This window comes from Mammaliicoccus sp. P-M59 (assembly GCF_022386135.1).
GTDB classification, from domain to species: Bacteria; Bacillota; Bacilli; order Staphylococcales; family Staphylococcaceae; genus Mammaliicoccus; species Mammaliicoccus sciuri_A.
The window spans coordinates 1-14,116 of record NZ_JAJNJJ010000010.1; the positions used below are offsets into that span (position 1 = coordinate 1).

Annotated in this window: 12 protein-coding genes; 1 reads left to right on the forward strand and 11 read right to left on the reverse strand. The window is 32.8% G+C overall.

The genetic code is table 11. The features are described 5' to 3' along the window. Nucleotides 1–447: 447 nt before the first annotated feature. Complete coding sequence (locus LQ617_RS13755; protein ID WP_239740617.1) at nt 448–1,806, reverse strand: YjiH family protein; 1,359 nt, start codon at nt 1,804–1,806, stop codon at nt 448–450. Between the two features lie 359 nt (nt 1,807–2,165). Here LQ617_RS13755 and LQ617_RS13760 point away from each other — a divergent pair, with 359 nt between their 5' ends. Next, nucleotides 2,166–3,323, forward strand: a complete 1,158-nt coding sequence (locus LQ617_RS13760) for an MFS transporter (protein WP_037590413.1) — start codon at nt 2,166–2,168, stop codon at nt 3,321–3,323. A 41-nt stretch (nt 3,324–3,364) separates the two neighbouring features. On the opposite strand, the gene LQ617_RS13765 is transcribed toward LQ617_RS13760, so the two are convergent. From LQ617_RS13765 to LQ617_RS13810, 10 genes are all read right to left on the reverse strand, one after another. Beyond that, nucleotides 3,365–3,880, reverse strand: coding sequence for an Asp23/Gls24 family envelope stress response protein (locus LQ617_RS13765; RefSeq protein WP_037590412.1), 516 nt, complete (start codon nt 3,878–3,880; stop codon nt 3,365–3,367). Between the two features lie 61 nt (nt 3,881–3,941). Next, entirely contained in the window at nt 3,942–4,169 is a 228-nt protein-coding gene (locus tag LQ617_RS13770; protein WP_369919472.1) for a DUF2273 domain-containing protein, read from the reverse strand. 21 nt (nt 4,170–4,190) lie between these two features. Continuing rightward, nucleotides 4,191–4,730, reverse strand: coding sequence for an alkaline shock response membrane anchor protein AmaP (gene amaP, locus LQ617_RS13775; RefSeq protein WP_025906320.1), 540 nt, complete (start codon nt 4,728–4,730; stop codon nt 4,191–4,193). Between the two features lie 181 nt (nt 4,731–4,911). Beyond that, on the reverse strand, nt 4,912–5,928 hold the full coding sequence (locus LQ617_RS13780; RefSeq protein ID WP_126477902.1) for a FecCD family ABC transporter permease: 1,017 nt from the start codon (nt 5,926–5,928) through the stop codon (nt 4,912–4,914). Further along, complete coding sequence (locus tag LQ617_RS13785) at nt 5,925–6,929, reverse strand: FecCD family ABC transporter permease (RefSeq protein WP_204258749.1); 1,005 nt, start codon at nt 6,927–6,929, stop codon at nt 5,925–5,927. Before LQ617_RS13785 ends, LQ617_RS13780 begins: the two co-directional genes overlap by 4 nt. A gap of 15 nt (nt 6,930–6,944) precedes the next feature. After that, nucleotides 6,945–7,748 carry an ABC transporter ATP-binding protein gene (locus tag LQ617_RS13790; protein ID WP_025906315.1) on the reverse strand — a complete coding sequence of 268 codons (804 nt, stop codon included), beginning with the start codon at nt 7,746–7,748 and terminating at the stop codon, nt 6,945–6,947. A gap of 208 nt (nt 7,749–7,956) precedes the next feature. Continuing rightward, nucleotides 7,957–8,793: a YitT family protein gene (locus LQ617_RS13795; protein ID WP_025906313.1), complete on the reverse strand. Its 837-nt coding sequence runs from the start codon at nt 8,791–8,793 to the stop codon at nt 7,957–7,959. A 598-nt stretch (nt 8,794–9,391) separates the two neighbouring features. Continuing rightward, nucleotides 9,392–10,345 carry an L-lactate dehydrogenase gene (locus LQ617_RS13800; protein WP_126477901.1) on the reverse strand — a complete coding sequence of 318 codons (954 nt, stop codon included), beginning with the start codon at nt 10,343–10,345 and terminating at the stop codon, nt 9,392–9,394. A gap of 23 nt (nt 10,346–10,368) precedes the next feature. Then, nucleotides 10,369–11,967, reverse strand: a complete 1,599-nt coding sequence (locus tag LQ617_RS13805; RefSeq protein WP_239740656.1) for an L-lactate permease — start codon at nt 11,965–11,967, stop codon at nt 10,369–10,371. Nucleotides 11,968–12,259: 292 nt separating this feature from the next. Further along, nucleotides 12,260–13,981 carry an ABC transporter ATP-binding protein gene (locus LQ617_RS13810; protein ID WP_239740618.1) on the reverse strand — a complete coding sequence of 574 codons (1,722 nt, stop codon included), beginning with the start codon at nt 13,979–13,981 and terminating at the stop codon, nt 12,260–12,262. Between the last annotated feature and the right edge of the window lie 135 nt (nt 13,982–14,116).

Below are 14,116 nucleotides of genomic sequence, written 5' to 3' on the forward strand. Positions count from 1 at the left end.
GTTTATTACCCCTTTAACTCACATGTTTTGCAATCTTGTGAGTTTACTACCCATTTAACTCACATCTTTTTCAATCTTGTGAGTTTACTACCCATTTAACTCACATCTTTTTCAATCTTGTGAGTTTATTACCCCTTTAACTCACATCTTTTTCACTCTTGTGAGTTTATTACCCCTTTAACTCACATGTTTTGCAATCTTGTGAGTTTACTACCCATTTAACTCACATCTTTTTCAATCTTGTGAGTTTACTACTCCTTTAACTTACATGTTCAACAATCTCGCGAGTTTACTCCGTCTTTAACTCACATCTTTCTTCACGCCCAAAATATTGTAGTTTCTTATATAAAAACCATTCCCAAACATACAAAAACGACAGGGTCTCATCGGCACCGCTCCCTTAATAAGGGTGCAGTGCCAAATCATGCCTCTGTCGCTATTTTTAATTTAGAAGAATATATGAGCTAATATAACGATTATCGGTAGAGCTATGATTGTACGTATAATATAAATCATAAATAGTTTCCCTAGGCTAACTGGTATTTTCGAACCGAGTATAACGCCCCCTACTTCTGATAAATATATTAATTGTGAAATACTTAAAGCACCTACGATAAATCTTGTCATATCACTTGGTACATTACTAATCAGTAATGATGGTAAGAACATATCTGCAAAACCGATTAATAATGTTTCAGACATTTCTTTTGCATATGGTATTTGCATTAATTCTAATAATGGTACAAATGGTGCGCCTAATATACTAAATGTTGGTGTATATTCAGCAACAATAGTTGCTAATGTACCGATTGTCATAACGACTGGTAGAACTGCTAACCACATATCCAACACGGTCTTCACACCGTTAATAAAGAATTGTTTAAGGTTAGGTGATTTTACAGCTTTTTGAGTTGCTTGTTCAAATCCCCATGATATTGGATTATGTGTTTTAGGAATTGATTCATTTAATTGCTCAGTGCTACCGTTTGAATACTTATCTGGAATTTGTTTAAGTGGCCAAATTCTAGGCATTATAAAAGCTGCTACAACACAAGCTAAAATAACGGATAAATAAAATTTAAAGAAATAATCCATTAAGCCGATTGTTTGAGCAATGACAATTGCAAATGTGATTGATACAACAGAGAATGTTGTCGCAATGACAGTTGCTTCTCGACGGGTATAAAATCCTTGTTCATATTGTTGACTTGTAATCATAACGCCAACTGTACCATCACCAATAAATGATGCTAGATTATCAACAGTTGATCTACCAGGTAATTTAAACATTGGTCTCATAATTGGAGCAAACATTGGTCCTAAAAATTCTAATAAACCAAAGTCCATTAATAATGGTAAGAACAAACCTGCAAAGAAAAATACGGCAAGTAATGTTGGTAATAAATCATTGTAAACCATTAATCCGGTATTTTCATTTACAACTACCCCTGGTCCGAAATCGAAATAAATAAATATTGCAAATATCGCACCTATTATTCTAATGACGACCCAAATCCAATTGACGTTAAATAATTCATTCGTTATAGATCTCTTAGTAGAAGTACTGAATATCGTAGAATAGATTAATGTCATTACTGCAGAGAAACTAATTAAAAGCATAATAATTAGCCCAGCATAGTCACCTATCCAATCTAAAGCTGTATTTGCAAGGTATGCAACAGGTAAACTTGTTTCCTTCTCCCCTTTATCGTCAGTTACCGTTACAGGTACTAAAAATAAATATATTCCTAACAGTGATAATATAATAAACTTTAACCTTCCTACTAAAACGCTCGTCTCTTTCATACTTTCTCTCCTTTACGCAAGACTAACTATACACAATAATTAATAAATATTCAATACTATTCATCTCTAATTTTATTATATATTTTTATGTAAGCGCTGTCATTATTTTTAGTAAAAATAAAAGAATTATTAATCATAATATACCAATGTATTTATTATATTTTTTCTTTAAATATTTTTAATTTTCAAACAACTATTTATTATCCGTATAATATATAGAACTATTCCAATTAATTCTTTCAATTTATACCTTAAAAACACCTTATATTTCTGATTGTTCGGGTATTAAATTTTATCTGTATTTTTACAAATCACACTGTTATAATCATGATTATATGTCAAAGAGAAGGAGTTATATGATGTCGAAACCTCGATTAATTACATTTATGTTAAGCGTATTTGTTGTGGGAATGGTTGAATTAATGATTGCAGGTATACTTACTTTAATGAGTAAAGATTTGAATGTATCAGAAGCAATTGTAGGACAACTTGTAACAGTTTATGCATTAACATTCGCAATTAGCGGACCCATACTTGTTAAACTGACTAAGAATGTCTCACCAAAGACTGTATTATTAGTGAGTATGGCTATATTTATTTTAGGAAACGGGATTATTGCGATTTCACCTAACTTTACAATACTTGTAATAGGTCGAATATTATCTTCAGCCGCTGCAGCAATTATTGTCGTGAAAATCTTATCTTTAACTGTTGTGTATTCAAAACCAAGTGAACGTGGGAAAATGATTGGTCTTGTTTATACTGGTTTCAGTGCAGCGAACGTACTTGGTGTTCCTCTAGGTACTAAAATAGGAGACTTAGTAGGTTGGAGAATGTCATTTGTATTTATTTCTACAGTTGGTATTATTGCGCTTATACTTATTATTTTTAATGTCGCAAGTAATAAAATTGATACGCTAGAATCTTCTAGCCAAAGTCAAGATTACAAAGTCGTTCATCCTTTAGAAATTGTAAAATATTTAAGCATTACTTTCCTTATATTAGCGGCAAATTATGTTGTCGTAACGTATATTAGTCCATTATTATCTGTGTATGGATATGATTTAAATATTGTATCACTCGTACTACTTGTTGCAGGTATCGGTGCAATTATCGGTACGTCATTAGGTGGATATATTACAGATGCATTAGGTAGTAAGAAGTGGCTATTAATTTCATTAAGTACTTATACAGTACTGATGCTTGTATTTGAACAATTCTTACCGATACTTGTTATTACATTAATTGGTGTATTTGCTTGGAATATTGTCCAATGGGGATCAAATCCACCTATCCAAATCGGTATTATCTCTCAAATTGAAGGAGATACAAGTGCAGCAATGAGTTGGAACATGTCAAGTTTAAATGCAGGAATAGGTGCTGGTTCATTATTAGGTGGTATATTCGTATCATACTTTAATGTCGTATCTAGTTTATATGTAGCAGGTGCATTAAGCTTTATTGCATTCCTAATTTGTTTAACGATTAAGAAACAACCAAAGGCGCAAAAAGCATAAAAAAAGCGAGTGAGAAAAATCTCACTCGTCTTTTTTATAAATTATTGTAATTCTTTATTGCCTTTTGATTGGCCTTCATCATCAGATGATGAATTTTTTTGTTCGTATTCTTTTCTACTCATTACATCATCAACATGCATATTTACTTCAACAACTTCAAGTCCAGTCATATGTTTAACTTGTTCTTTAACTAAGTCTGCAACTTTTTTGAAGATTTTAGGAGCTGATTCGCCATATTCTAAAATAACTTTTAAATCTACAGCTGCTTGTTTTTCTCCTACTTCAACAGAAACCCCTTGTGTTACGTTATTTCCAGATGTGAAACGATCAGTTAAGCTAGAAGCAAAGCCGCCTTTCATATCTAAAATACCTCTAACTTCTCTTGCAGCAATACCAGCAATTTTTTCTACTACTTCATCTGAAAATGATAATGTATTTGAAAATTGTTGCTCTTGAGCTTGAGCTTGTTGTTGTTGTTGAGCTTCGCGCTCTTGTTCGTTTACACCTGTTTGTTCATTGTAACTACTTTTTGCTTTGTTGTTGTCTACGTTTGCCATAATAGATTCTCTCCCTTTAATTTATAATTTGTTTGTTTTCTTTATTTATATTGTAAGCAGTCTAACTTATTCTATTTAGGAAATTTAAGAACTGCTGTGTACAATCTTTAATATACCCCAATCCTACACCTATTAAACATAGGACTAGGATTAAAACTGTTTTCCAAAAACCAATTGTTAAAAATAGTACTGCTAATATTAACATTGCGATAAAACCAATAATTCTCCATTTATATTCTTTAATAAAATTAATGAATTGATTTGGATCTTGATTTTCATTTGGCATAATCGGAACCTCCTATCCTTAGTCTTATAAAACTCTTGTGTCACTCGATTTTTGATCTCTGACATTAATCTCAATATTTTTTACAGGTATTTCTGAGAAATGCTCAACATTTTGTTTGATATCAGATTTTATTCGATCTGTTAATGTTTGAATTTGACCTGTATCTGAAACAACAAAGAAATCAGCTTTGATTGTTGCATAAGATTTATTTTTCTTATTATACAGTTTCGCAATAACATTTGGTTGACGTACTTCATCGTATTTTTGAATAGTACGATAAATACATTTTTCAACTGAATTTCTCGTAATATAAATGTGACCATCCTCATAGTCACGATGTAAGCCTGGCTTTTTATGTGTTGGTTTAAATGTTGCAAAGAACATCAATATACCAAAGAATATTAATACGCCTGCACAAGCAATCAACGTTGGTTCAAACCAATTATATTTTAATAATTCTTGTTGATAGCTCTTAATTTGGCTAATATCCAAGTACATAAAAAGAAGCGTGCCTACAACTACTATTATGAATAAGCCTAGGAAAAAATTTTTTAATCTTCTCACTGGCAACTGCACCTCCTATGTAAAGTTCTATTACTACTCCTTGTTATACCCCTAAAATGATTTTGAAAACAAAATTTTATAATTTATGTATACTTTTTTGAGAAATTTTAATAATTCTTAGAATGTGTCGTGATTATAAGCACGAAAAAACTCTCTTTCATTATAGAAAGAGAGTTCACTATTATATATGCGTTGATTTTTGCATTAAGTATAAGAAATATGGCGCACCTACAATTGCAACGATAATACCTGCTGGAAGTCCGTTAGGTTCTAATACAATTTTACCGATTGTATCTGCTACAACAAGTAAAATCGCACCATTTAAAACTGCAATTGGTAAGTATAATTGATGTCTAGGTCCAACAATACTTCTTGCGATATGTGGTCCCATTAAGCCAACGAAACCAATTCCGCCTGCTACTGAAACTGCAGCTGATGATAATACAACAGCTAAAAATACGAGTAGAATTCTTTCTCTATTATTATTAATACCGAAAGAAACGGAAATTTGTTCATTCGTACTTAATACATTTAATACATTTGCTTTATAGAACAAGAATGGCATAACAATCGCCAACCATGGGATAAATGCGAACACGAATGGCCATTCATCTCCCCATATGTTACCTGCGAACCATCTTGCGATAAATTCCATTTGATCTTGATCAAACGTAGACATAATTGTTATAGATGCTCCACTCAGAGCAGTAGATAAACCTACACCTATTAAGACCATTCTTACAGGGTTTATGCCTTCTCCACGTTTATGACTGAATATGAAAATAACCATTGCAGTTGCTAAACCACCGAGCATACTTACAAGTGGTAATACATATACAAAATCTCCTGCTTTAATCGTACCAACAACAAGAAATAGCGTAATCATAAATCCGCTTCCTGCATTAATACCAAGAATACCTGGTTCTGCTAAAGGATTCTTCGTAATACTTTGAAGGATTGCACCACTTAACGCTAAACTTGCACCAGCAAGTATTGTGATGAGCATTCTAGGCATTCTAAATTCAAATAATACCATTGTATCTAACTCATTACCTTGTCCAAATATCGTTTTGAAAAATTGCGTAAAGGACATATTAAACTCACCAGTTGTCATGGCAAATCCCATTGAAGCAATAAGTGCGATAACTAATATAATAAATGTAATACGTTGTTTTTTAATAACTTTAGGATGTATCATAGTATTTTACCGTCCCTTCTAACAAGATAAAGGAAGAACGGCACACCGATAATTGAGATAACAGCTCCAATAGGTGCTTCTCCTAACATTCTTGCAATCATATCTGCAAATAACAGAATAAAGCCTCCGAGTACTGCTGATAAAGGTATTACACGTTTATAATCTGTTCCAATCATAAATCGAACAATATGTGGCACCATTAAGCCGACAAATGCGATTTGTCCAACGATTGAAACTGCTATACCTGCTAGGAACATTGTAGCAATTAAACTTGTGTATCTTACAAATGTACTATTTTGGCCTAATCCTTTAGAAAGTGTATCACCTAAACTAAGTATAGTAAGTTGTCTACTCATAAAAATAAGAACAATTAAAATAACAATAACAACTGGTGTAGAGATCATAAGTTGTTTCCAAGTTGTACCACTTACACCACCAACACTCCAGAATGTTAATGTTTGATTTAATCTAAATATTAAAGCAATTCCTTCACTTGCAGCTGTTAAAAGCGCAGATACTGCAGCACCCGCAAGTACTAACCTCATCGGGCTGAATCCACCTCGTTTAGATGAGCCTACACTCATAACAAGTATCCCACCTATAGCTGCACCTACAAATCCTGCAAGCATTAATGTGAAATAGCCTGCATTAGGTATAACGGCTAAAGTTAACGCAAGCATCATACTCGCACCAGCATTAAGACCTAATAAACCAGGGTCAGCTAAGCCATTACGTGTAACGCCTTGCATGACAGCACCGGATACAGCAAGTGCCATACCTACAATAACAGCACCTATTTCTCTTGGAATTCTTATTTCTCTTAATATATTATGTTCTTCTATTTTAGGATTATAATGAAAAATCGCATCATAAACCATTTGTATTGAAGTCGTCTTTGCACCAAATAAAAATGACAGAAGTAAAACAGCTACAAGTAAAATGATTGTAACTGTTAATATAATTGGATAGCGATTAGCTTTTAATGTTTTAGTCTGAGTCATTGGGTTGCCATCCTTTTATAACTTCGTATAGTGCTTACATAATAAATTATATGTTACAAGCATTGGTTTTCCAGTACGTGGATCTGTAGAAAGCTCTGCATCAATATTGAAGACTTCTTCCAATATTTCATTTGTTAGAACTTCTTCAGTTTGACCTTGTGCAACAATTTTACCAGACTTCATAGCAATTAAATGATCTGAGAAACGGATTGCTTGGTTAATATCATGTAAGACCATAATAATCGTACAACCTTGTTCTCTATTTAATTCTTGTACAAGTTCTAAAATTTCTAATTGGTGTGAAATATCTAAATAAGTAGTTGGTTCGTCTAAGAAAATGATATCTGTTTTTTGAGCGAGCGCCATCGCAATCCAAACACGTTGTCTTTGACCACCACTTAAATCGTTAATTGATCTATATTTAAATTCATGCGTACCTGTTACATTTAAAGCCCATTCAATTTCCTCTTTATCTTGTTTAGATAATCTACCGAAACCTTTTTGATGAGGAAATCTACCATAAGATACGAGTTCTCCAACTGTTAATCCATCTGCAACATCAGGAGATTGGGGCAAAATTGCAATCTTTTTAGCTATTTCTTTAGTTGAAGTTGAATGCAAATTCTTACCGTCTAACAACACTTGACCTGTTTGTACATTTAAAATACGGCTTAAAGCTTTTAATAAAGTAGACTTACCGCAACCATTTGGTCCGATGATAGAAGTCACTTTGCCATCTGGTACTTCAAGATTCAATTCATTAACTATTAATTTGTCTCCATAACCTATTGAAATAGCTTCTCCCGTTAAACGATTCATAAAGAACCCTCTTTCCATTAAAATAAACTCTATTTATATGATATTTTCATTAATTGTATATATTTGTAAATGATAATCATTATCATCATTCACATTCATGTATTATAGCATTTAATAGTAGCTTTTTCTATCATTTTCTGAATATTTTCGTATTCCGTTCACAAAAAGAGGTTGGCACAATTAACGTGTACCAACCTCTTAAACATTATTATTCATCTACTAAAAAGCCATTTCCAAGAACGTCTCTTACGTCATGGACAACAACAAATGCATTTTCATCGAATTTTCTAATCATGCGTTTTGTTCTAGAAAGTTGTGTCTTTGCAATAACAACATATAAGACATCGGTATCTTTCTTAGAATAATAGCCTCTACCATTTAGAATCGTACAACCACGACCAATTTGTTCATCAATCATTTTGGCGATTTGATCGGGATTTTGAGAAATAATTGTAACGGCTTTTTTAGGATTGAGACCTTCAATTACAAAGTCCATCACTTTTGTTCCTACATATAATGAAATCACTGTAAGTAGCGCTTTTTCTAAAGGCATTACAGTAAGTGAGAACATCACGACGATAAGGTCAAAGAATAGTAGAGCATATGATGTATTAACGTCTAAATATTTATGCGCTATTCGAGCAAGAATCGTCGTCCCAGCAGTCGTACCACCAGATAATACAATGAGTCCTATACCTAGACCAACCATGAAACCACCAAAGATTGTGTTAATTAAAATTTCATTCGTATGCACAACCCAAGATTCAGTCAGACCTAGAAATACAGAAATAGCAATAACCGCTATTATCGTATATACAGTACTTCTCTTGCTTAAAAATTTATAACCTAACGCAATTAAAATAGCATTTAAAATAAACGTAGACCATGCAGGTGAAATATCGAATGCATAAAGTAAGATTAAAGAAACCCCAGTTACGCCACCTTCACCTAAATTAGCAGAAATGATAAAGGCATTAACACCCGTAGCAAAAATAAAAGATCCTGCCAAAATTAATATCATATCTCGTAAAATTCTATTTTTCATGACCTTACCTCCTCTATATTTTTTAACAGACATATAGATACTACCACAATCCTCAAATCCCCTCAACATGCCGATTTTAAATAGAAGACTCTTTTATTTGATTCCGTCTTTAACTCACATGTTTTACAATCTCGTAGGTTTACTGCCTCATTAACTCACATGTTTTACGATCTCGTGAGTTTATTCCTCTTTTAACTCACAAGTTTCACAATTTCGTGGGTTTATTCCATCTTTAACTCACATGTTTCCAAATCTCGTGGGTTTATTCCACCTTTAACTCACATGTTTCTTAATCTCGTGAGTTTATTCCGCCTTTAACTCACATGTTTCCAAATCTCGTGGGTTTACTTCGTCTTTAACTCACATGTTTCTTAATCTCGTGAGTTTACTTCGTCTTTAACTCACATGTTTTACGATCTCGTGAGTTTATTCCGCCTTTAACTCACGTCTTCCATCATCTTCCGCCTTCAATCCCACTCATTTTCACATTCCCCCCTTAATTCAAACAGTCACCACAAAAAATACCGACAAAATCTTTTCTAGACTTTGTCGGTACTACTAAAATCTTCATATATTAAATCCCTGATATATCTTACTATTAAAATTCTTTTTCAAATGGTGCTTGTATATCTTTCAACACTTTAACAGAGTTATCGAATAATGATTTTTCTTCTTCATCTAATGGCATTTCGATGACTTCTCTAATGCCTGATCTGTTTATAAGTGCTGGTACGCCTATATACACGCCTTCATGTCCATACTCGCCTTCTAAATATGCAGACACTGTCAACACCACATCTTGGTTATTTAAAATGGCTTTTGTAATACGCATTAACCCCATTGCTACTCCGTAATAAGTTGCGCCTTTTGCTTCTATAATTTCATAGGCTGCATCTCGAGTTTGTACAAATATTTCTTCTACTCTATGTTTACGTGATTCGTCTTTTTCAATAATACTTCTTAATGGTTTACCTGCAATGTTAGCGTGAGACCATACTGGTAATTCTGAGTCGCCATGTTCACCGATAATGTTTGCATGTACACTTTGTGGTGCGACATCGAATTCTTCACTTAATAAATATCTAAATCTTGCTGTATCTAATATAGTACCTGATCCGATTACACGTTCTTTTGGTAAACCAGAGAATTTCATAGTTGCATAAGTTAATACATCTACTGGGTTAGTTGCAATTAAGAATATACCATCAAATCCTGAGTCCATAATTTCAGTAACGATTGATTTGAAAATTTTCATATTTTTTGCTACTAAATCTAGTCTTGTTTCACCTGGTTTTTGTGCTGCACCTGCACAAATAACTACTAAGTCTGCATCACGACAATCTTTATAGTCACCTGATTTAACCTTAATTGGTGATGGTCCGTATACTGTACCATGATTTAAATCCATGACATCCCCGATAACTTTCTTTTTATCTAAGTCTATGATGACAAATTCATCACAAATACCTTGGTTTATCATTGAAAATGCATAACTTGAACCTACTGCACCATTACCTACTAATACGACTTTTTTACCTTTGAATTGTTTCATTATATTCGCTCCTCAATTTATATTTATAAAATTATTGTTAAAATAAATGTCCATACACAGATGAATATTAAGAATCCGACACTATATTTCAAAGTCATTTTGAGCAATTCAGACTCTTTACCAACTTCTCTAACAGCAGCTGTTGCAATCGCGATAGATTGTGGTGAGATTAATTTAGCTGCTACACCACCTGCTGTATTTGCTGCAACTAACAATGGTCCGCTTGTACCAATTTGACTTGCTACTGACGCTTGAATTGGTGCAAATAATGTGTTGTTATTAACGACTGAACCAGTCATGAATACACCTATCCAACCTAATACTGGAGATAGTATTGGGAAGATGTTACCAGCTTTTGCAATACCTTGACCCATTGCAGCTGTTAGTCCGCCATAAGTTGTGATTTTAGCAATAGCTAAAATAAAACAAATTGTCAAAATTGGTAACCACAATTCTTTAATTGTTACGCCTAGTAAATCGAATGCGTCACTAAACTTAAAGTGTTTCGAAATTAATATTGTAATCACAACTGAGATTAATATTGCTGTACCAGTTGCGCTAAAGATGTCGATTTTTAATGTGATCAGTTTATTAGTAATTTCATTAAATGTTCCCGGAATACTTATATTCCATACTAATGAAGAAAGTAAACCACCTTCAGCAAATAAAGCTTTGAAAAACGGTGCACTCCATATCATGACGAAAATCGTTAAAATATAGAATGGACTCCATGCATACATAATGGATTTAACAGAATGTTTCTTTGTTTCCAATACTTCTTGATCTGAAATTCTGAAAATATTTTTTGGTTGATAATATTTTGAGAAAATTGCTAATGCAACCATAGATAATAATGGTGGAATAATATCAGCCAATTCTGGACCTTGGAAATACGTAATCAATATTTGTAAGCCTGTATAAGTTGTACTTACAACAAGAATCATCGGTAAAATTTCTTTCACACCTTTAAATCCATCCAATATCATGACAAGTAAAAATGGAATAAAGAAGTTCAAGATTGGAAGTGTAAGTGTTGAAATCTGTGATACTTCAAGCGCTGAAATATTACCGTGAAGACCTAAACTATCTATAATGCCAACTGGAATACCAATCGCACCAAAAGCACCCGCTGCTCCGTTAGCAATTAAACAAAGCATTGCTGCCTGTAAAGGTTTAAAACCAATTTGAATTAACAATACACTACATATTGCGATAGGAACACCAAACCCAGCAGCACCTTCTAAAAATGCATTAAAACTAAAACCTATTAATAATAATTGGATACGTTGGTCTTGAGAAATACCTGAAATACTATCTTGAATGATACTAAATTGTCCTGTACCAATTGAAACTTTGTATAACCATACTGCCATTACGACGATATAGCCTATTGGAAGAATACCTTGAAAGAACCCTTCTGTTATAGCACCAATCGCTACAGTATGTGGTAATTCGAAGATAAATGATGCAATGACTAAAGTTACAATAAGTGTTGTAATAGATGCATAAATACCTTTCATTTTAAAAACTGTTAAACATAATAGAAATAATATAATCGGTATACTAGCAACAACTGCTGATAGTGTAACGTTGTCTAATGGATTTATATTATTTAGTAGCACAATGAACAACTTCTTTCTTAATTTTATTTTTTCAAGATGCGCATCTTTAACGTTTGTGATGTTTTTCACAATGTAAATATAGCACCTCAATTCCCTGAGGTCAATAGGTTTGACGTATATTTTGTGAAAAAATTCACGAATTATTTTTGACTCGTTTTTTGATATTTATTGAATCCTTTGCCCTATCTAAATGGTTGCGTTTTCATTATTTCTCATAATTTTTAAATTTTTTTACAATAAAAAACAAGATCCTGAAATATTTTTCTAGGATCTTGTTCAATTCACTTCTATATTATTCAGTTAAACTTTGCGTATTTACAAAATGTCTATACTTTTCATGAGAGCCTAATAATTCTTGGTGAGTACCTACGCCTGTGATTTCACCCTTATCTATAAATACAATTTGATTCGCTTTTTTAATCGTAGCAAGTCTATGAGCAATCACAATAGTTGTACGATCTTTCATTAATTCATTCAACGCTTGTTGAATGTAGAATTCACTTTCACTATCTAAATTAGCTGTTGCTTCATCTAGTAGTAGAATATCTGGATTCTTAATAAAACTTCGTGCGATATCTATACGCTGTCTTTGCCCGCCAGATAATTTGGTACCTCTTTCACCGATTTCTGTATCAAAGCCTTGTGGAAATGCCATTATAAAATCATAACAGCGTGCCATCTTCGTATAATGCACAAGAGTTTCTTCATCTACTTCTGAATAGACACCGTATGTTAAATTATCTCGAATCGTCCCTGACATCATCGCATTAGATTGCATAACATATCCAATTTTCTGTCGCCAATATTTTAAAGATATATCATCTATTGGTTGGTTTCCATATAATATTTGCCCATGATCGATTGGATAAAGTCTTTCAATTAAACTGAACAGCGTACTTTTTCCTGAACCTGAAGGACCAACAAATGCTGTCACTTCTCCAGAACGAATGGATAAAGATAAATCTTTAATGACAGGATTGTCTTCATATCCAAAAGAAACATTTTCAAATGTTATATCTTGATGATTCGTAATCGGTTGATTATGATCATTACCTCTTTTTTCCGCTTCTTCTTGATAAATCTCATAGATACGTTCACTTGCGCCGACAGCTTTCTTATAATCCGTTAAAAACATAGAAAAATTCAAAATTGGCGCTGATAATTGCACAACATAGAATATCATTGCGACTAATGTCCCTGCAGTAATCGCACCACTCGAAACTCTAATACCACCAAACCCAAGTATGACAGCTACGGTTAACGTCATAATAACGCCTGAAAGTGGAGATATGATTGCTCTAATTTTCGCTTCCTTTAATCCTAGATCATATATACCTAGTAAAGTACCTTTTGTTTTTTCTAGTTCTTTTTCTTCTGACGTTGTCACTTTTACTAATTTCATTTCTGTCAGTACTCTTCCTAATATACCGCTGAACCTAGAAATCTCAGTTTGTGTGTCTTTTGAGATTTTACCCATTTTTCGTCCTAATGGTACCATTATCCCGATAAATATAGGTAAGATCAGAAATGTCATGAGTGTCATTTGCCAATCTAAAATAAATAACATCACAATCGAACCAATAAGTGTTAACAATGATGGCAACACACTTGGTGCTTTTTCAGAGATAAATAAGTTAATCACATTTGTATCATCTGTAATTCTACTCATCAATTGACCACTTTCGTTTTTGTCAAAGAAACTCATTTTCAAATTGATTAAATGCTTCCATAACTTTTCTCTAATTGAATAAATTGTTTTTTCACCAATCTTGCTTAGTAAATATGTCCCGATACCGCTCAAGACTGCATTTACTAAAAATACACCTATAAATAGCCAAACCATTCTTAAATCCAAATTTTCTGCATTAAATGTATCTACTAATTTCCCAGTAAATAATGGTACAAGCAAACCACTAAGACTACCTAAAATAGAAAGTGTCATAGCCGTAAACACTAATTTTTTAGGCCAGTCTACCTTTTTTAATAAATAAAGCAGAGGATTTTGTTTTGTCATTTTAATAACCTCTTTACTAAAATTAATGATATAGTATATTTTACAGCATTGAGATTATACATACCAAATTTAAAATATGTTCACAAAAAATTAACGTTCATTTGTTATCTTATTGTAGGGTAGTTAATTAATATA

What these genes read in the sequence shown, in the direction of transcription:
- LQ617_RS13755 (WP_239740617.1), bottom strand. Translation starts at nt 1,806, where the DNA reads ATGAAAGAGACGAGCGTTTTAGTAGGAAGGTTAAAGTTTATTATATTA.
- LQ617_RS13760 (WP_037590413.1), top strand. Translation starts at nt 2,166, where the DNA reads ATGTCGAAACCTCGATTAATTACATTTATGTTAAGCGTATTTGTTGTG.
- LQ617_RS13765 (WP_037590412.1), bottom strand. Translation starts at nt 3,880, where the DNA reads ATGGCAAACGTAGACAACAACAAAGCAAAAAGTAGTTACAATGAACAA.
- LQ617_RS13780 (WP_126477902.1), bottom strand. Translation starts at nt 5,928, where the DNA reads ATGATACATCCTAAAGTTATTAAAAAACAACGTATTACATTTATTATA.
- LQ617_RS13785 (WP_204258749.1), bottom strand. Translation starts at nt 6,929, where the DNA reads ATGACTCAGACTAAAACATTAAAAGCTAATCGCTATCCAATTATATTA.
- LQ617_RS13790 (WP_025906315.1), bottom strand. Translation starts at nt 7,748, where the DNA reads ATGAATCGTTTAACGGGAGAAGCTATTTCAATAGGTTATGGAGACAAA.
- LQ617_RS13795 (WP_025906313.1), bottom strand. Translation starts at nt 8,793, where the DNA reads ATGAAAAATAGAATTTTACGAGATATGATATTAATTTTGGCAGGATCT.
- LQ617_RS13800 (WP_126477901.1), bottom strand. Translation starts at nt 10,345, where the DNA reads ATGAAACAATTCAAAGGTAAAAAAGTCGTATTAGTAGGTAATGGTGCA.
- LQ617_RS13810 (WP_239740618.1), bottom strand. Translation starts at nt 13,981, where the DNA reads ATGACAAAACAAAATCCTCTGCTTTATTTATTAAAAAAGGTAGACTGG.